The organism is Bacillus sp. RC51 (genome assembly GCF_044908115.1).
Lineage (GTDB): Bacteria > Bacillota > Bacilli > Bacillales > Bacillaceae_G > Bacillus_A > Bacillus_A mycoides.
In genome coordinates this window covers 134,119-154,045 of record NZ_JBIYCW010000003.1, presented here as the reverse complement: position 1 = coordinate 154,045, position 19,927 = coordinate 134,119, and the positions used below count along the sequence as shown (strand labels likewise).

Genomic DNA, 19,927 nt, shown 5'->3' with positions numbered 1-19,927 from the left:
TGCTACTTTTCTCTAATTTTCTAAATATCTTTTATCAGCTTGCCCCATTTTTCGTCTCACAATAATGAAAATGATAGAAATAACAACAATTCCAATAGACATTACTTGTGCAATACGAAGTGGTCCTAACATTAAACTATCTGTACGCAAACCTTCTACGAAGAAGCGTCCCACTGAATACCAAATTAAATATGTGAAGAATAATTCACCACGGCGTAAATTCACTTTTCGTAACGCGAGTAGTAAAATAACACCCGCAAAGTTCCATAATGATTCATATAAAAACGTTGGGTGATAATACACACCATCAATGTACATTTGATTAATAATGAAATCTGGTAAATGAAGACCTTCTAAAAACTGTCTCGTTACTTCATCACCATGCGCCTCTTGGTTCATAAAGTTTCCCCATCGGCCAATTGCTTGTCCTAGTAAAATACTCGGCGCAGCAATATCCGCTAACTTCCAGAATGAAAGCCCGCGTCGTTTCGCAAAAAGGATTCCTGTAATAACAGCCCCGATTAAACCACCATGAATCGCCAAACCACCTTGACGAATATTAATAATTTGACTCGGATTTTGCGAATAATATTCCCATTCAAAAATGACATAATACATTCTCGCAAAAAGAATGGCAATTGGTACTGCGATTAATACAAGGTCGATAAATGTATCTTTGTGAATACCAAGCCTTTCTCCCTCGCGGGTTGCTAGCCAAAGACCTAATAGCACACCTGTACCGATAATAACCCCATACCAATAAACAGGGAACGGCCCAAGTTGGACTGCTATACGGTCAAGCTGTGGTACAGAACCTAACAGCATATATATGACCTCCCTCTCCAGAGTCTACTCTTGATTTCCTAACTCAATCGCACTCATTAATCGTTCAGAGAACTGTTGTGCCGCATTGACTCCCATACGTTTTAATCTGAAGTTCATCGCTGCTACTTCAATAATAACAGCCAAGTTTCGACCAGGACGAACTGGAAGTGTAATCTTCGTAAGTTCTGTATCAATAATCTTCATCTTCTCTTCATCAAGACCTAAGCGATCATAATTTTTCTTTTGATCCCAAATTTCAAGATTAATAACAAGTGTAATACGTTTATAATTTCGTACTGCCCCTGCACCGAATAACGTCATTACGTTAATGATACCTAGACCACGAATTTCTAATAAGTGCTCAATTAAATCAGGTGAGCTCCCTACTAATGTATCTTCATCTTCTTGACGAATTTCTACGCTATCATCCGCAACAAGGCGGTGACCACGCTTTACAAGTTCAAGCGCTGTCTCACTTTTCCCGACACCACTTTGACCTGTAATTAAAACACCAACACCATAAATATCTACTAACACACCATGAACAGCTGTTGTTGGCGCTAACTTACCTTCTAAATAGTTTGTTAAACGACTTGATAATCTCGTCGTCGTTTGAGCAGAACGTAATAAAGGCACGCCTGATTCACGTGATGCTTGTAATAACTCATCCGGTACATCTTGATTACGAGTTACAATAATACAAGGCGTCTCCTCAGTACAAAGCGCTTTCATTCTCTCTTGCTTTTGCTCTGTCGTTAACGTATCAAAGAACGTAAGCTCCGTTTTCCCAAGAAGCTGCACGCGATCAGCTGGATAATATGTAAAAAATCCTGCCATTTCAATTCCAGGTCGCGATAAATCACTCGTATCAATCGGACGATGAATCCCTTCTTCACCACTTACTAACTCCAATTGGAATTGTTCAATTAAATCTTTTGTCCTTACTTTCGGCATATGTATAAACCTCCACTCCGCTGCGGGTTCAGTCTCATTTGATGTAAAATTCCATTCTATCGGATATTGTACCATTTTTTTCTGGAAACAAGAAACTCGGTTTCTAATAAATAGAAAAAAACATTTCATATGAATCATGAAATGTTTTTCTTTTTGTCATTTTCTCTTTTTTTCATGTAATGGTTCAACAATTACTTTTTCAATTATCATATTAAAAATAGAAATACAAATTGCCGCAACAATCGCTACACCAAATCCAGATATATTAAAGGCGTCCCCTAATAACGAATCCGTCATCTTTAACGTAATTGCATTAATAACAATTAAGAAGAAACCGAAAGTTACAAGAGTAATCGGTAGCGTAATTAAAATTAAAAGCGGCTTTACAAATACGTTTAAAATCGCCAATATAATACTCGCAATAATTGCAGTTTGTATATTTGCTATGTAAAATGCGTCTGGTGCAACCCCTTTTAAAAGTCCGGATACAGCTATTAACACAACGCTATTTACAAGAAGTGATACAATCCATCTCATTTCCTTACACATCCTTTTAACATATATATTTCATCATACGCTAATAGATAATAAACGCAAGTAACATACATACACTTATATCAACTTATTCTATCCTTCATGCTTGTATACCTATTAACATTTCCTTGCGAAATACGGGCCACACCATCTATGTTCATGAGTTTTCGCAAAGGTCCAAGTGAAATCTTTATCTACAATATAGATATCGCCTTTATACGCATCGTCTGTCTCGCTTAATATATCATCCATACGTAATAAACTCGCATCCTTTATTAGCAGTACTTCGTCACAATGTTGAAAGAAGATGTAACACTCCTTTTTCATTTCATTATGAAACATATTCTCCGCTTCTTTACCTTCTAAACACTTTTTCTTTTCATAACTGAATATGTGCCACAAGTAACCACAGCTATATTTATCCCCATATAAATGAATCTCTTCTTTCTCTTCATAACTCAAATGATTCGCAAAGTTATCCTCCCAGCGCTTTCTAAAGTATACACCCCAATTTTGAAATTCCCTTACCTTCGTATTTTTCTTTCTCAATACCTCTATAAACTCCATTTTCTCCCCCTATGAAATAAAAACCGAGTGTAATTCCCACTCGGCTTTCATTAACAACTTATTGTGATAACTCTACTTCTTTTATTTTCTCTTTCATTCTTGCTTTATCACGATTTAAAATCTCTTTTAAATACTTACCTGTATAAGAGCGCTCTTCTTTCACTACTTGCTCTGGCGTTCCGGAAGCAACGATTTGTCCGCCTTTGTCTCCGCCTTCTGGTCCAAGGTCAATAATATAATCAGCTGTTTTAATAACATCTAAATTATGCTCAATTACAAGTACCGTCTCACCACTCTCAACAAGACGTTGCAACACTTCTAGAAGGCGTGCAATATCATGTGCATGTAAGCCAGTCGTTGGCTCATCTAAAATGTATAACGTACGCCCTGTAGAACGACGATGTAATTCAGAAGCTAATTTCACACGCTGCGCCTCACCACCTGATAACGTCGTAGCTGGTTGTCCTAATTTCATATAACCAAGCCCTACATCTACAAGCGTTTGAAGTTTACGCTTAATTTTCGGGATATTAGCAAAGAACTCTACCCCATCTTCAATTGTCATCCCTAACACTTCAGAAATATTCTTATCTTTATATTTCACTTCTAACGTTTCACGGTTGTAACGTTTACCGTGACAAACTTCACACGGAACATACACGTCTGGTAAGAAATGCATTTCGATTTTAATAATTCCATCACCACGGCACGCTTCACAACGGCCGCCTTTTACGTTAAAGCTGAAACGTCCTTTTTGATACCCACGTACTTTCGCTTCATTCGTGTGCGCAAATACATCACGAATATCATCAAATACGCCAGTGTATGTCGCCGGATTTGAACGTGGTGTACGCCCGATTGGTGATTGATCAATATCAATCACTTTATCTAACTGCTCAAGACCTTTAATTTCTTTATGAGCCCCTGGCTTTGCTTTCGCTTTATATAGCTTTTGAGCTAATGATTTGTATAGTACTTCATTAATTATCGTACTTTTTCCAGAGCCAGATACGCCTGTTACTGCTACAAATGTTCCTAAAGGGAATGACATTTTCGCATTCTTTAAGTTATTTTCTTTCGCGCCGACAATCTCCACTTTACGTCCGTCACCTTTACGTCTTTCAAGTGGTACCGGAATAAACTCTTTACCGCTTAAATATTTCCCAGTTAATGAATTCTCGTCTTGCATAACTTCAGCTGGTGTACCTGCTGATACAACTTGACCACCATGAATACCTGCACCAGGTCCGATATCAAGTAAATAATCAGCAGCCATCATCGTATCTTCATCATGCTCAACAACAATTAACGTATTTCCTAAATCACGCATTTCCTGCAATGTACGAATAAGACGATCATTATCACGCTGATGCAAACCGATAGAAGGCTCATCAAGAATGTAAAGTACGCCAGTAAGGCGAGAACCAATTTGTGTCGCTAAACGAATACGCTGCGCCTCACCACCTGATAAAGTTCCTGCGGCACGACTTAACGTTAAATAATCTAAACCGACGTTCACTAAGAACCCAACACGTTCCTGAATTTCTCTTAAAATTAAATGAGCAATTTTTTGTTGTTTCTCCGTTAACTCAACAGTTGAGAAGAACTCCTGTACTTCTTGAACAGAATATTTCGTTACATCGGCAATCGTTTTATCACCAACGAAAACAGCTAAACTCTCAGGCTTTAAGCGTCCACCTTTACACTTCGGACAAGCTTGCTCTGCCATATATTTCTCCATTTGCTCGCGAATATAATCAGAACTCGTCTCACGATAACGACGCTCAATATTCGGGATAACACCTTCAAATAAAATCTCATTTTCCTTTACTTGACCAAATTCATTCACATAGCGGAAATAAAGCTTCTCTTCTCCGCTTCCGTACAGCACTTTATCAAATAAATCCTTCGGTATATCTTTCACCGGCATATCCATATCGATGCCGTAATGATTACACACAGATTTTAATAATTGCGGGTAATATTGTGAACTTGTCGGTTCCCAAGGAGCAATCGCATGTTCATTTAATGATACATCCCAGTTCGGAATAACAAGTTCTAAATCTACCTCTAACTTCGATCCAAGTCCATCACAAGAAGGACACGCGCCGAACGGACTATTAAACGAGAACATACGCGGCTCTAATTCTCCGATTGAAAAACCACAATGTGGACAAGCATGATGTTCACTAAATAGAAGTTCTTCCTCTCCCATTACATCGATTAAAACTCGGCCCCCGCCAAGCTTTAAAGCACTTTCTAGTGAATCTGCAAGTCGGCTTGCAATTCCTTCTTTCACAACAATACGGTCAATAACAACTTCAATTGAATGCTTCTTATTTTTTTCTAAAGTAATCTCTTCCGATACATCCAGCATCTCTCCATCAACGCGCACACGAACATAACCTTGCTTCTTAATATCTTCTAATACTTTCGCATGCGCACCTTTACGCCCTGACACGATAGGCGCTAGCACTTGCAACTTCGTACGTTCAGGATATTCAAGAACACGGTCTACCATCTGTTCCACTGTTTGTGATGTAATTTCAATTCCATGATTCGGACAAATCGGCGTACCAATTCGTGCGAATAATAAACGTAAATAATCATAAATCTCCGTTACCGTTCCAACCGTTGAACGAGGATTACGACTCGTCGTTTTTTGATCAATTGAAATCGCTGGAGATAAACCTTCAATCATATCAACATCCGGCTTATCCATTTGCCCTAAAAACTGGCGCGCATACGCAGATAAAGATTCCACGTATCTACGCTGTCCTTCTGCATAAATCGTATCGAATGCTAACGATGATTTCCCCGAACCAGACAATCCCGTCACAACAACAAGCTGATTTCTCGGAATGGTTACGTCAATATTTTTTAAATTATGCGCTCTAGCACCTTTTACAACAATAAAATCTTTACTCACTCTTTTCACCCTTCCGCTTTTAATTCTAATAGTAAATCTCTTAATTCAGCTGCACGCTCGAAATCTAATGCCTTTGCTGCTTCTTTCATCTCTGCTTCCATCTTCGCAATTGTATTTTCACGTTCTTTTTTCGTCATCTTCTTAGCTGGTGTTGCTTCATATATTTCCATATCCTCAGCTGCTGTTGTCGCACGAATAACGTCACGTACTCCTTTTTGAATCGTTTTCGGCGTAATACCATGCTTTTCATTGTAAGCTTCTTGTATACTACGACGACGCTGTGTTTCTTCAATTGCAATTCCCATTGATCTCGTTATGCGATCTGCGTACATAATAACGCGGCCGTTTGCATTACGCGCCGCACGACCAATTGTTTGAATTAATGAACGCTCTGAACGTAGGAACCCTTCCTTATCAGCATCTAAAATAGCTACAAGTGATACTTCTGGAATATCTAATCCTTCTCGTAATAAGTTAATACCGACAAGTACATCAAACTTACCAAGGCGAAGATCACGGATAATTTCAATACGCTCCAATGTTTTAATTTCAGAGTGAAGATAATTCACTTTAATTCCTACATCTTTTAAATAGTCCGTTAAATCCTCTGACATTTTCTTCGTTAAAGTCGTAATTAATACACGTTCATTTTTCGCAATCCGGTCATGGATTTCTCCTAATAAATCATCTATTTGTCCTTCAATTGGTCGTATATCAATTGGTGGATCTAAAAGCCCTGTTGGACGAATAATTTGTTCTATTGCTTTCGGTGACTGCTCTAACTCGTACGGTCCTGGCGTTGCCGAAACGTAAATAACTTGATTCGTTTTCTCTTCAAACTCATCAAACGTGAGCGGTCTATTATCTAAAGCTGATGGCAGACGGAATCCATGATCAACAAGCACTTGCTTACGTGCTTGGTCCCCGTTATACATCGCCCTTACTTGCGGAACCGATACGTGCGACTCATCCATAACGATTAAGAAATCCTCTGGAAAATAATCTAAAAGCGTATACGGCGTTGAACCTGCTGGACGAAGTGTTAAATGACGGGAATAGTTTTCAATCCCTGAACAAAAGCCCATCTCTCGCATCATTTCTAAATCATAACGCGTTCGCTGTTCTATGCGCTGCGCCTCTAACAACTTACCGTTATCATTTAATTCTTTTAAACGCTCTTCTAATTCTTTTTCGATATTTTCAATAGCGACCTTCAGCTTTTCTTCACGTGTAACGAAGTGAGATGCCGGGAAGATTGCTACATGATCACGTTCTGCTAATACTTCACCCGTTAATGCATTTACTTCTCGAATACGATCTATTTCATCCCCAAAAAATTCAATTCGAATACAATGCTCATCAAGTGATGCGGGGAAGATTTCAACTACATCTCCGCGCACACGGAATGTACCACGCTTAAAATCAATATCATTACGTCCATACTGTACATCAACAAGTTCACGAAGCAATTGATTGCGGTCCTTTTCCATACCAACTCGAAGCGAAACAACTAACTCGCGGTATTCTTCCGGAGAACCTAAACCGTATATGCACGAAACACTCGCAACGATAATAACATCATCTCTTTCAAATAAAGAAGACGTTGCCGAGTGGCGTAATTTATCAATTTCATCGTTAATTTGCGCATCTTTTTCAATAAACGTATCCGTATGTGGTACGTACGCTTCTGGCTGATAATAATCGTAATAACTAACAAAATACTCCACAGAATTGTTAGGAAAGAAATCTTTCAGCTCACTATATAACTGTCCTGCTAACGTTTTATTATGAGCCATTACAAGTGTTGGCTTCTGCACTTCTTTAATGACATTTGAAATCGTAAATGTCTTACCCGTTCCTGTCGCTCCAAGCAACACTTGCTTTTTCTTTCCACTATTAATTCCCTCTACAAGCTTCTCTATCGCTCCCGGCTGATCACCTTGCGGGGAATACTCTGAGATAATTTCAAATGGATGTTCCAACTAAAAACCGACCTCCTCATAAAAATCTGTATTATTATTTTACCACGAATGCCCATAAAAAACCTAAAAAAAACGAACAGATATTCGGTAAAGTTTTCGACAAGTTATATATAGAAAAAGGAAGGAATAAATACTTCCTTCCTCTACTAACTCTATTTTTTAAGTACATATAATAAGTCATATCCATTGCGCCCATTTTCATTCGTACAATCTATTAACCTATATGAAGTTTCTGATTCACGTTGCTCTTTAACAATCCTTTTACAACTATCTTTATGTAACCCTTTATGGTCACCAGCAAATTGATCTTGCCTATTATCTAACACATAAAGTATATCTTTCTCACTATGCTCTAACGTTTGAAAAATCGGGTCACCTTCATGTGTATACTGTACAATTCTTATTTTATCAACTTCCCCTTGTTCCACATTCCAAACGAACTTCTCGAATTTATCTAGATTAGAAATTTCCGCCCCCTTTGCAACGACATCATTCTTCTTATCAATTGCACTGTTAGGTTGTGAACATGCTACTAAACTAAAGAGAAATAAGCATATAAAACCTGTTCTTTTTCCTATCGTTATCCTCTCCTATACAAACTATTGGTATACTAGAAAAAAGCTACTTTCCTCTATGAAAGTAGCTTCTTATTTCCTTTCTCCTTCTTCGGAAAAATAACATATGAAAATGAAATCGCAGTATCCGCTAAAAGAATAATAGCCCACACTTGGCTTACACGACTTGCTGCTTTATTTAAAACGATTCCTGACTCTAACCAATTCCCCCACTGTTCTACTGGAATAAGCCCATACATGAAGAAAAAGAATATATGAACAGCAATAAACAAAATAAGATGTAAAATCCAATTTTTTATTTCCTGCTTCGCATGCGCCATCCCTGTTACTTCAAGTGGTTCTTCGATAATAGGCGCCGGTTCATTCCGCCACTTCGCAACTAATTTTTGTACATATATATCTAATTTCTTCAAATCCTTTTTCCCATAAAAAACTGCATATAATAAAATGATTACCGTAATGATTTGAAAATTAGAGAACTTCCCTGTTTGATAGTAGTCCACTACTCCTAAAGTTAAAATAAACACTTCATTTACAAGTAGCACAATCCCCATAATAAAACTTGCCTTTTTCAAGCGAAATCCATACCTTAGTAAAAAGAATCCGATAGCTGATAACCAAAATACAATCTCTGCCCCAATTAAAAAATACCAACGATATTCTGCAAGTATACTCATTTATCCCTCTCCCTTTCGTCATATATACGAAAAGCCTCATCCATATATAATAGAAGCTCTTCTTCAATTGGATACATACTCATTTTCTGTGAATCTTCTTTTGACTTTCTTACTTCCCACAATTTATCTAAAAATGCTTCATCACCATTTGCCATCTCTAAACACTTCTGCATTAATTTCTTTGTTGCGCCTTGTACCTCATCACATGATGCTTCCTTACCGTCTTTCATAAAGTTACGTAGTTGCTTTAATAAATTTACCCATTCTAAAACATTCGGGTCTTCTTCACTCATGTTCGGCAAATTATGAAGCAACTTTTGTTCTCCCTTAGAAAAAACTTCATTTTGAAACATCTCACGTATTCGCGGAGACTGTTTCGAAAGCTGAATGAGTTCAAACATAACTTTCCAATCCAGTTCTCCTTCCACATCTACCGAATAAACAACAGCTTGTAAAACACGCTCCATTCGATTGAATTTCTTTTGTTCTTCCTGTACAAACCGAAGTTGTTTTTCAAGAGAATCCTTTAAGTTAAGCTCACCTTTTACTAACATATTCGCAGCCTCTTTTAATGAAAAACCCATTTCTTTTAAAAATAAAATTTGCTGCAAACGAACAACATCTCTCTCGCTATATAACCGATGTCCTCCATCAGTTTTCCCACTCGGCTTTAATAAATCAATTTGATCATAATAACGTAACGTCCTTACTGTAACCCCTGTTTCCCTCGTTAGTTCTTGAATTGAAATCAACTCCATCACCTCTTCTCCTTCATTATAAAAGGTGACGTAACGTAACTTTCAAGTAGTTTGTAAAAAAAATACAAAAAGCTATTTATACCTTTTGTATAAACAGCTTTTATGGAAATAACCCCTTTTGTATAGCACGCCCACAAAATAAAATAATTGCCCCTACAACAACACTTGTTGCTGTTTTATGATAATGCGCTAAAATTAATAAATAGTATGATAAACCTACAGCACCAATCATAATACATACACTTGGCACTGGATTACGAGAGAAGTTTTGTATTCCCCAAAACAAAGCAAAAATAGCCGTAGCGACACATAATACCGCTAATCCCATCCCGTTTCCCCTTTATATATCTATTTACTGGTCTTTGTCGCTAATACACTTGTTGATGCCATGCTAATTAAAAAACCTAAAATAACTATATGTAATAATTCATTTACATCCAAGGTTTGTCTATCTAAGTACTTATTTACAGAAAGATACGCGATAAAAAACAAAAAGAAACCTACCATACAAGCCGTAAAGTATTGCTGCATTTTTTTCATGATTCTCTCATCTAATGCAGGTACACCTTCTTCTTTCCATCGCTTTCGCTCCTTATACTCAGACACAGCGTATAAACTAATAAGGGCTACATTTGAAATCAATATCGCTCCCCACGAAATATTTAAAATGACTAAACTTGTATTTAAAATAAGCCCCGCTAAAGATAAGCTTCCTATAAACCTCATAACTTCTTGCTTATTCATGTATTACCAGCCTCTTTCTTATTTCTATACTTCCACTTCGGCCAATAATTCACAAAGAAATAAACAAACTGTCCTAATACAAATAAAACAAATGGCATGCCCGCATTTCCATAAACAATTAAATTATACAAACTCCATACCGCTAAACTCATTGTTAAAAACAACCCTAAATATTTAAACGCTTTATCCGACTGAAATCTCTCAAACTCATCTTGCATTTTCATTCCTCCTATCGTTATGCCCGTTTTCCCGCCATTACTCCTATGATGAGACTACCCGCAAATAAGGAACTACATATCATAAATATTTCTTGCACTGGTATAACAGCTCTGCCTATTGCTTTACTCGCAACAATATAAACAATAAGCAATAAAAACGCGCATACAAATGAAACATTTACATACCTTTTTATGTTTTCATTTACTCGCTCATCTATATCTGGAAGTTCTTCTTTTTTGTACTTACGCTTTTTGTAATACACACACTATCAAAAATGCAATTGCTAAAATGTTACTCACTACGATTGATAAAATTGGTATAGCCGGATTCATAATATGAACTACAATGTCTCCCAAAAACAATCCAAAAGTCACACCGGTAAATAATTTTTTAGTATCGTTCATTTTTTCTCCCCTTACTCTAGCGTAAATATTTCCTCCACCTTCATCCCAAAATATTTGGCGATTTTTAAGGATAACTCTAGACTCGGGTTATAATGATGGTTTTCAATCGCCACAATTGTCTGCCGCGTCACTTGCATCGCCTTTGCCATTTCAACTTGCGTTATATGATTTTGCTTTCTTAACTCTTTTATTGTATTTTTTACACCCATAGGCTCCACCTTCGAAAGTAAAGATATCTTTACTTTAATTATAAATATTTTCCAATTGTAAGTAAAGATATCTTTACAAAAAAAGGTAAAAAAAGAGACATCTATAAGATGCCTCTTTGCTACTACATAAATCCTAATGCATATACAAGAACGTACCCAAGAACAGATAAGCAAACCGAGCCAATCAATCCTGCCACGAATGCCCTACTTCCTAATTTGCGGAACGTTTTAAACTCTACATTTAAACCGAGTCCTGCCATTGCCATTGCAATAAGCATGTACGCAATGACTACAATATATCCAGCAACAACTTCTGGGATAATCCCAATCGAATGCACTGCACTCATCGCTAAAAATCCAAAGATGAACCATGGAATTGGAAGGTCGCGCCACGATCTTTTTTCCTCGCCATCTTCACTCTTACCAAACCATAATCCAATTAAAATTGCTACTGGCACAAGCATCGCAACGCGCGTTAATTTCACAATAACCGCGATGTCTACAGCCGTGCTACCTCCTGGCGCTGCAGCCGCGATAACGTGAGCGATTTCGTGCAATGTCGCACCTGAAAACACCCCGTAACCGTACGGTGAGAAGCCAAGCACTGGGTATAATAGCGTATAAATAAGTGTAAATATTGTACCTAAAATTGCAATAATCGCTGCCCCAACTGCCGTTTCTTCATCTTTCGCTTTCACTTGCGGTGCAATCGCGACAACTGCGGCCGCACCACAAATCGCCGTCCCGCATGCTGTTAAAATCCCAAGTTTCTTTTCTACTTTAAATACTTTCGTTAGTCCATATACAACGAAAATTGTAAATGTAATAACAACCGCTGCGATGACCAATACTTTCGGCCCCGCCTTCGCAATATCTACAAGATTTAACCGCATTCCAAGTAAAATGATCCCAAAGCGAAGCAACTTCTTACTCGCAAAGTTCGTTCCCACTATCGCTTCTTGAGGAATCCCGATTGCCGCGCGCCAAACCATCCCGATTAGAATAGCGATTACTAATTGTCCCATAATATTTAAAAATGGAAGCTCTGCTAAATATTTCGCGGCGATTGCGATTAATAACGTAATCCCAATACCTTGCGAAAATCCAAAGCCCTTCTTCTTTTGTATAACAAGTGTTTGTTCCACTTTGTACCACCCCAATAATCGTATTGGAACATGCATGTTCTTTCTAGTTACATTATAAGAGAATTTTAATAATAAGTTTAATATCAATATTGAATCCCTATCATCAGAAATACTTATGATAAAATAAAAGCAAAAATAAAGGGGCCTAACAAATGAACGTAGACATTTTAAAGATCTTTGTTACTGTCGTTGAGCAAAAACATTTTTCGCGTGCTGCGGAACTATTAAACCTCTCACAACCTGGCGTTAGTATGCACATTCGCAACCTGGAAAATGAATTTGGGACTACACTTATTCAGCGGTCCCCAAAGCACGTCCAAGTTACGGAAGCTGGAAACATATTATACATACACGCAAAGCAAATGCTTTCACTTTATGAAGATGCAAAACAAGAAATTAACGAGCTGCATAACGTCGTAACAGGAACACTTCGCATCGGCGCTAGCTTTACAATTGGCGAATACTTACTTCCAAAAATACTTGCGCGCTTTGCCAATGAAAATGCACACGTCGAAGTTCATACATTTATCTCCAATACGGAAGAAGTTTTGCAAAGCCTCCGCTCTAATCAAATTGATATCGGCTTAGTGGAAGGCCAAGTCGTATACGCTGACGTAGATGTTGAAACTTTTATGCAAGATGAAATGAAACTCGTCGTCCCGCCAAACCACCCATTGCTCCATATCAAGGGAATTAACGAAAATGCATTGCAAGACCAAGTCTGGGTATTAAGGGAGAGCGGCTCTGGCACACGTGCCTATAGCGATCGCTTTATACACCAACATCATTTAAAAATGAAACGCTTCTTTACATTTAGCAGTATTCAAAGCGTGAAGGAAGCCGTTGCAGCCGGTCTTGGCATCGCTATCCTTTCAGATTGGACTGTTCGAAAAGAACTATTAGCAAAAGAACTATTCCACATCCCTGTTCCGAACGAAGAGCTAATCCGTCCATTCTCCATCGTGCGCGGCAAATATTTTATCCCGTCTAAAGCTATTCAAGTCTTTTTAAAACACGTAGATTCTTTTGCGAAAAAACAGAGTTGACCTTCACATTAGTGTGAAGGTTTACAATACATGTAAAAGGAGTGAAACGCATTGCGAATTGGAGAGTTATCAAAAGAAACTGGGGTTAGCGAAAGGGCACTAAGACATTATGAAGAGAAGGGATTACTCCCTTCGAAACGCCTAGCAAATGGCTACCGTGATTTTGATGAAAGTGCAATCGAAAAAGTAGAGCTGATTCAAATGTACTTGCAAATCGGCTTAAATTTAGAAGAAACAGAACGAATGCTACGTTGCCTCGAAATCGAGCCACATCTTTACGAAAATCCGTGTAGTAGTATCCTTGCACTTTACGAAGACAAACTTGATGAGGTAACGAAGCAAATCACATTACTTTCCAACATTCAAACGAATTTGCAAAAACACGTTTCACTCCTAAAACAAGCAAAAGAAAAGGGATGATTACATGTTTGTTATACATGGCAGTTCAAGACAAAACGGAAATACGGAAGCTTTAACACATATGGTGATTGATGGGATTGAAACAGAACAAATTTACTTGCGTGATCATATTGTCCATCCAATCATAGATCAGCGCCATGATGTAGAAGGATTTCAACCTGTAAATGATGACTACGGGCAGTTAACCAAACGCATGCTAGAGCACGACACGATTATCTTCGCTACACCGCTATACTGGTACGGAATGAGCGGCCACATGAAGAACTTCGTTGATCGCTGGTCACAAAGCTTGCGTGATACATCTCTTCATTTCAAAGAAAAAATGAAAGGCAAAAAAATGTACGTTGTCATCGTTGGCGGAGACAGTCCAAAACTGAAAGCATTGCCGCTTATCGCCCAGTTTCAATATATCTTTGATTTTGTTGGCTCATCATTTGAAGGGTATATTATTGGGGATGCGAATGGACTAGATGAAATCAAGAACGATGCTGAGGCGCTAGCAAAAGCACAATTGTATAATAATAAATTCAAAAATAGCAACCAGAAATAAGTTTGACAAATCCATTTGTATGCGCATACAATAAAAATAATATTATGAAAGGAAGGTACTTTGACCAATGAAGTTCTAATTCTCTTATTTATTTCATCCATCACAAATAGTGAACAAAAATGATGAAAACTAGCAGAGGATTAGTCTGTCCATTTGTCGATACTTTCTTTCGATACGATCATGTAAAAAATCGTTTATTTATGTACGATTTTTACATTGAAGGGCGACATTTATCCTCTCTAGTGAAACTAGGGAGGTTTTTTTATGACTATTTTAATCGCACGTAATATCGAAAAGAGCTTTGGTGATCGCACCATATTTACGTTACCATCACTAGAAATTCAAGCAAACGATCGTATAGGAATTGTCGGAGTCAACGGAGCTGGAAAGTCTACGTTATTACAAATATTAAGTAAAGAAATAGAAGCTGACAAAGGCACAGTAACTCATCATAGTTCTATCGCCATCATTCCACAGCTTAGCGAGGGGATACCGGAAACCGCTTCTTCCCTCGCTAAGGGCAAATGGAATATTTCAAACGTCGCAAATTCAATGAGCGGCGGTGAACGAATGCGCCTAAAGATCGCCCATGCCCTCGAACAAGATGCAGGCAGAATATGATCAATATATACAAGAAAAAAATCGGTTAGAACAGTCAATTTCCCAAAGAAAGCAACGTGCTTCTAGCATGACAAAAATCCCAACACGGTTCAGTTCATCTGAATCTAAACTTTATAAGTGCAGCGGGGCTCATGGGCAAGAAAATGTTAGCAAAGTAGCGAAAGCACTAGAAACACGCCTTGAAAAGTTGGAACAGAAAGAAAAACCGAAAGACTTTTCTCAAGCTCAGTTTGACGTACAATACCACACACCAATTCATAGTAAAGCAGTTGTTCAGTTTAATAAAACAACGAAGAAAATAGGGGATCGCACATTATTTAAAAATATGAATGGAACAATTGTCCCTGGGGCAAAGCTTGCTATTTTAGGGGAAAACGGAAGCGGAAAAACAACTTTGTTCAAAATGCTTCTCACGAACGAGCGTGGCATTCAGCTTTCGAAAAGTTGTAAAATTGGATACTTTGAACAAACATTAGCTATTTTAAAAACAGATAAAACAATTTTAGAAAACGTTCTAGAAGAAACAAACTATACAGAATCGTTCGTTCGAACAATACTTGCACGGCTCCTATTCCGCCGTGAAGATGTTCATAAACCTGTGCACATCTTAAGTGGTGGAGAACGCATGAAGGTTGCACTCGCAAAAGTATTTTTAGGAAACTATAATATGCTTCTGCTCGACGAACCGACAAACTATTTAGACTTGGCAACGCAAGAAGAATTAGAAAGCATGTTACAGGAGTATCCTGGTACAATACTTTTCATTAGCCATGACCGTGCCTTTATTCGTTCTGTTGCAAACCATATTCTACAAGTAGATGAGAGCGAACCAAGAATATTCCACGGCAATTACGAGCAATACACAAAAAGAACCACCCAAGCTTCTGTAAACGTTACTGAACAAGAATTATTACGATTACAAACAAAATTAACAGAAATCATCAGCCGGATTTCTATTCCAAATCAGCATGATGACATCACATTTCTCGAACAAGAATACGAAAAATTATTAGTTCGAATTCGGCATTGTAAAGAAGCGCTCTAATGTCTTCCCCATATATCGACGGGACCTTCCACATTTCCCAAGAAATATCGAGGCTTCGACATAGAATATCACCCTACCTATCATGTTAGACACAATAACAACAAAAAGCCGTGCACCAGCACGGCTTTTCACTTTATCCCGCTATTTGTGGGCAGTAAGACTCCCACCTCAAAATTCGGCTTGAGCAAAGAAATTAGGTGGGAGTCGGGCTGCCCGTAAACGCCCGATTGGTGAGGGCTAATAATCAGTGGGGATGAACCCCCCACTGATTAAAGTTTCACTTTATATACGGACAGCAGTCCCACTCACCGCAACCATTAGCATTCCTTCGCGAACTACTTCGTAGTCCACGTCGATACCAACAATGGCGTTCGCATTTTTTTGTCTTGCGAGAGTTTTCATCTCTTCCATTGCAATGTCGCGCGCTTCTTTTAATTTACTTTCGTAGGCGCCTGCGCGACCACCGACAACGTCACGGACAGAAGCGAAAAGGTCACGCACGATATTCGCACCCATGATTGCTTCGCCATTAACGATATCGATATACTCAATAATTTCTTTCCCTTGAATTGTAGAAGTTGTTGTTACAATCATGCTTTATAGCCTCCCATGTAAGATTTTCACTTACTTATGGTGCACTAATTCAGAAGAAATTATATTTACGAACTAAACTGCGCCTCATACAATCGGCTGTAACCCTCGCCTCGTTCGATTAGTTCCTCATGTGAACCTTGTTCTGCAATACCGTCTTTATTTACAACGACGATGCGATCTGCATTTTTAATAGTTGCAAGCCTGTGAGCGATAACTAATGTTGTACGGCCGACAGATAGTTCTGCAAGTGATTTTTGGATAGCAAGTTCTGTCTCTGTATCTAGCGCAGAAGTTGCTTCATCTAAAATTAAAATTGGCGGGTTCTTCAAGAACATACGTGCAATCGCTAAGCGCTGCTTTTGTCCTCCTGAAAGTTTCACACCACGCTCACCGATAACTGTATCTAAACCGTCTGGTTGCGAGTAAATTAAGTCCTCTAGCTGAGCACGTTTTACCGCCTGCCAAATTTCAGATTCTGAAGCTTTTAAGTTTCCGTAAGCGATATTTTCACGAATTGTTCCTGAGAATAAGAAAACATCTTGCTGTACAATTCCGATTTGCTTACGAAGTGACGATAACGTCATCTCTTTGGTGTCAATGCCATCAATTTGAATTGATCCAGATGAGTGTTCATAAAAACGAGGTAATAAACTACATAGTGTTGTTTTCCCTGCCCCTGATGGTCCAACGAAAGCAACTGTTTCACCTGCATGTATTTTCAAACTAATATCGTTTAAAATCGGCTCTTTATTTTCATATCCGAACGTGATGTTATTGTATTGAATATCGCCGTGTACATGTTTAACTTCTATTGCATCTTTAGAATCTACAATATCCGGCTCTGTTTCCAGAAGTTCTACATACCTTTTAAAACCAGCGATTCCTTTCGGATAACTTTCAATAACCGCATTAATTTTTTCAATTGGGCGGAAGAAAATATTCGTTAATAAAACGAATCCAATAAATCCACCGTACGTTAATTCACCTTGCAGAACAAACCATGTACCACATATTAATACAAAGAGTGTTACAAGACGCATCAACATATAACTAATCGATGAATTTAACGCCATAATTTTATACGCCATTAATTTTGTTGTACGGAAACGAGCATTATTTACAGCAAATTGCTCTTTCTCAAACTTTTCATTTCCGAATGCTTGTACAACGCGGATACCACCTACATTGTTCTCGATACATGCATTGAAATCAGCAACGTCTGAGAATAAACGTCTAAACGTACCTGTCATTTTTTTATTGAAGTAAAGTGCCAACCATAATAAGAACGGGATTACGAAGAATGTTAGAAGTGCTAACTTCCAGTTAATCATCATCATAAATGAAAATGCTCCAACTAAAGTCATAATGGCAATGAATAAATCTTCTGGTCCATGGTGAGCAATTTCCCCAATTTCCATTAAATCGTTTGTAAGACGTGAAATTAAATGACCTGTTTTATTATTATCAAAAAATCTGAATGATAGCTTTTGAATGTGATCAAATAATTTCTGCCTCATATCTGTTTCAATGTTAACCCCAAGCATATGTCCCCAATATGTAACGACATATTGCAAACCTGCATTTAACACATAAACTACGAACAAGCCGAAACAAGCCCATAAAATAAGCGTCCAGTTTTGTCCTGGTAATAACTTATCAATAAATTGATTTACGATAAGCGGGAAACCAAGTTCGAGTAAACCTGCGATAACTGCACAGGAAAAATCGAGTACGAATAAACCTTTGTACGGTTTATAGTAAGAAAAAAATTTACGTAGCATATCTTTCCTCCCTTTTCCAAATTAAAAGACTCTCTAAATGATAACCATTATCAAATAATTATTCAAGTTATCCGTCTATGAAACTAAAAAAACCTTCATCTATATTTGATGAAGGTTTCCATTTTATTTTATATAGCTTCCGAATCCCACTCGTGCTCTTGCTGAACAAATACAACACCTAATTCATGATGTCCTCCGGCGTATAATGCCGTTTGAGCAAGGCGAAGCTCTCCATTTGTATCTACTACTTCTAATTTACAAAACGCTCCTGTCGTCTTCGTTTGAAGCGCGTCATAAAACTCTTCGGTACTTCTTGGAATGATTCCATTTACTTTCGTAATAACTTCTCCAGGCTTTAAATTCATCTCTGCCCCAATTGTATTAGGAATTGTATCTAACACAACAAGTCCATCATTACGTGCGGCAAAGTATGCTGGTCTTTTCTCGTCTGCAATTTTCTCTTGCATCGAGATTGTAAAGCGTCCAAGCATTGCGACTCCCATCGCGATAATTGCGAATACGTGCCACCAGTAACTTGCGATACCTAAAACGAGTACGAGCCCCGCTAAACCATAGACACGTCTTCCTGTAAATAATAAAGCTTCCGTCGGCTCATAACTTCTAACCTTTCTCATAAATCCAATTAAAAATGGAACGAGGAATAAAGAGTATGTAGTCGAACCTATTGAAACGACAGGCCACCAAGAAATAAATCCTGTCACCGCGTCTCCTGGTATAAGAATAAATACTGGTACAAGCCATAAACGATTGGATTCATGTAGTCCAATTCGTAGCCCACGCTTACCTTTATTAATTTTTGGCGTAGAATAACGAACTGCATTTTTAGAGATTAATAAACCCTCTACAACGAGCATAACGCCTAGTAAAATAGCAAGGGATACAATCGTACCCTCCTCACCTTCTCCAAGCTGTAAGAAGGAAACTGGCATCTTAGACGATAACAACACGAGTGCAATCGCGATTCCGAAAGTATAAGCCACAGATAAATATCGATACATAGCAGTTAATCCGAATAATAACGTCCAAAGTAAAATTGCCCATAAACTCGCTTTTGAAACAACAAGCCCCAGCCCAATCGTAATAATAGATACGATTAATCCGTACCCAATACCTGCAAATAGAGTTGTTCGTAGTTCAAACCAAATATCATATACTTTAAAAGAAAAATCTTTTCGTTCTCGTAATATACGTAAGTATCCAACGAAGATACTACTAATTAAAAATACATAGACAGCAGGGTGTAAGAAAAAACGTCCAACTGCTCGTAGTATTTCAAAAATCCATGCCTCCACGAATTCATTCACCACCATTTATATCATTCTTTCTT

Annotated in this window: 20 protein-coding genes and 2 pseudogenes; 4 read left to right on the top strand and 18 right to left on the bottom strand. The window is 38.0% G+C overall.

The annotated features are described in order from the left end of the window. Positions 1-12 precede the first annotated feature (12 nt). The 15 genes and pseudogenes from lgt to ABH959_RS09090 all read right to left on the bottom strand — a co-directional run bounded on the left by lgt (position 13) and on the right by ABH959_RS09090 (position 12,522). A complete protein-coding gene (gene lgt, locus ABH959_RS09160; protein ID WP_002034719.1) occupies positions 13-825 on the bottom strand; it encodes a prolipoprotein diacylglyceryl transferase in 813 nt (270 codons plus the stop codon). 24 nt (positions 826-849) lie between these two features. Continuing rightward, positions 850-1,779, bottom strand: coding sequence for an HPr(Ser) kinase/phosphatase (gene hprK / locus ABH959_RS09155; protein WP_002016091.1), 930 nt, complete (start codon positions 1,777-1,779; stop codon positions 850-852). Between the two features lie 156 nt (positions 1,780-1,935). Further along, complete coding sequence (locus ABH959_RS09150; protein WP_002089574.1) at positions 1,936-2,316, bottom strand: phage holin family protein; 381 nt, start codon at positions 2,314-2,316, stop codon at positions 1,936-1,938. A 114-nt stretch (positions 2,317-2,430) separates the two neighbouring features. Further along, a complete protein-coding gene (locus tag ABH959_RS09145) occupies positions 2,431-2,880 on the bottom strand; it encodes a DUF4275 family protein (RefSeq protein ID WP_404492501.1) in 450 nt (149 codons plus the stop codon). Positions 2,881-2,938: 58 nt separating this feature from the next. Further along, a complete protein-coding gene (gene uvrA / locus ABH959_RS09140; protein WP_098167525.1) occupies positions 2,939-5,809 on the bottom strand; it encodes an excinuclease ABC subunit UvrA in 2,871 nt (956 codons plus the stop codon). Between the two features lie 5 nt (positions 5,810-5,814). Then, positions 5,815-7,791, bottom strand: a complete 1,977-nt coding sequence (uvrB, locus tag ABH959_RS09135) for an excinuclease ABC subunit B (RefSeq protein ID WP_404492500.1) — start codon at positions 7,789-7,791, stop codon at positions 5,815-5,817. Positions 7,792-7,943: 152 nt separating this feature from the next. Beyond that, positions 7,944-8,375 (bottom strand): DUF4362 domain-containing protein, encoded by a 432-nt coding sequence (locus ABH959_RS09130; protein ID WP_080118320.1) that lies wholly within the window; start codon positions 8,373-8,375, stop codon positions 7,944-7,946. A 47-nt stretch (positions 8,376-8,422) separates the two neighbouring features. Further along, positions 8,423-9,043 (bottom strand): hypothetical protein, encoded by a 621-nt coding sequence (locus ABH959_RS09125; RefSeq protein ID WP_016102252.1) that lies wholly within the window; start codon positions 9,041-9,043, stop codon positions 8,423-8,425. Continuing rightward, positions 9,040-9,801, bottom strand: a complete 762-nt coding sequence (locus ABH959_RS09120) for a MerR family transcriptional regulator (protein ID WP_061689022.1) — start codon at positions 9,799-9,801, stop codon at positions 9,040-9,042. The genes ABH959_RS09125 and ABH959_RS09120 overlap by 4 nt, the downstream gene beginning before the upstream one ends. A 100-nt stretch (positions 9,802-9,901) precedes the next feature. Beyond that, the gene (locus ABH959_RS09115) at positions 9,902-10,129 is read right to left on the bottom strand and encodes a hypothetical protein (RefSeq protein WP_404492499.1); all 228 of its coding nucleotides are present in this window, start codon (positions 10,127-10,129) and stop codon (positions 9,902-9,904) included. Positions 10,130-10,149: 20 nt separating this feature from the next. Beyond that, on the bottom strand, positions 10,150-10,545 hold the full coding sequence (locus ABH959_RS09110) for an ATPase (protein ID WP_113936263.1): 396 nt from the start codon (positions 10,543-10,545) through the stop codon (positions 10,150-10,152). Next, positions 10,542-10,763 (bottom strand): hypothetical protein, encoded by a 222-nt coding sequence (locus tag ABH959_RS09105; RefSeq protein WP_002143738.1) that lies wholly within the window; start codon positions 10,761-10,763, stop codon positions 10,542-10,544. Before ABH959_RS09105 ends, ABH959_RS09110 begins: the two co-directional genes overlap by 4 nt. Positions 10,764-10,780: 17 nt before the next feature. Continuing rightward, positions 10,781-11,168: pseudogene (locus ABH959_RS09100) on the bottom strand (hypothetical protein). Positions 11,169-11,179: 11 nt separating this feature from the next. Continuing rightward, positions 11,180-11,377: a helix-turn-helix transcriptional regulator gene (locus ABH959_RS09095; RefSeq protein ID WP_002143740.1), complete on the bottom strand. Its 198-nt coding sequence runs from the start codon at positions 11,375-11,377 to the stop codon at positions 11,180-11,182. A 122-nt stretch (positions 11,378-11,499) separates the two neighbouring features. Continuing rightward, positions 11,500-12,522, bottom strand: a complete 1,023-nt coding sequence (locus tag ABH959_RS09090; RefSeq protein ID WP_404492498.1) for a YeiH family protein — start codon at positions 12,520-12,522, stop codon at positions 11,500-11,502. A gap of 152 nt (positions 12,523-12,674) precedes the next feature. Here ABH959_RS09090 and ABH959_RS09085 point away from each other — a divergent pair, with 152 nt between their 5' ends. From ABH959_RS09085 to ABH959_RS09070, 4 genes and pseudogenes are all read left to right on the top strand, one after another. Further along, positions 12,675-13,568: a LysR family transcriptional regulator gene (locus ABH959_RS09085; RefSeq protein WP_341026135.1), complete on the top strand. Its 894-nt coding sequence runs from the start codon at positions 12,675-12,677 to the stop codon at positions 13,566-13,568. Between the two features lie 51 nt (positions 13,569-13,619). After that, complete coding sequence (locus tag ABH959_RS09080; protein WP_002016114.1) at positions 13,620-13,988, top strand: MerR family transcriptional regulator; 369 nt, start codon at positions 13,620-13,622, stop codon at positions 13,986-13,988. A 4-nt stretch (positions 13,989-13,992) separates the two neighbouring features. Further along, positions 13,993-14,538, top strand: a complete 546-nt coding sequence (locus ABH959_RS09075) for a flavodoxin family protein (protein ID WP_113936260.1) — start codon at positions 13,993-13,995, stop codon at positions 14,536-14,538. 264 nt (positions 14,539-14,802) lie between these two features. Then, positions 14,803-16,204, top strand: a pseudogene (locus ABH959_RS09070) (ABC-F family ATP-binding cassette domain-containing protein). Positions 16,205-16,486: 282 nt separating this feature from the next. Here the strand turns inward: ABH959_RS09070 and ABH959_RS09065 are convergent. From ABH959_RS09065 to ABH959_RS09055, 3 genes are all read right to left on the bottom strand, one after another. After that, positions 16,487-16,798 (bottom strand): heavy metal-binding domain-containing protein, encoded by a 312-nt coding sequence (locus ABH959_RS09065; RefSeq protein ID WP_002068307.1) that lies wholly within the window; start codon positions 16,796-16,798, stop codon positions 16,487-16,489. Positions 16,799-16,863: 65 nt separating this feature from the next. Further along, on the bottom strand, positions 16,864-18,579 hold the full coding sequence (locus tag ABH959_RS09060) for an ABC transporter ATP-binding protein (RefSeq protein WP_002089591.1): 1,716 nt from the start codon (positions 18,577-18,579) through the stop codon (positions 16,864-16,866). A gap of 128 nt (positions 18,580-18,707) precedes the next feature. Then, positions 18,708-19,892 carry a PDZ domain-containing protein gene (locus tag ABH959_RS09055; RefSeq protein ID WP_219300923.1) on the bottom strand — a complete coding sequence of 395 codons (1,185 nt, stop codon included), beginning with the start codon at positions 19,890-19,892 and terminating at the stop codon, positions 18,708-18,710. Between the last annotated feature and the right edge of the window lie 35 nt (positions 19,893-19,927).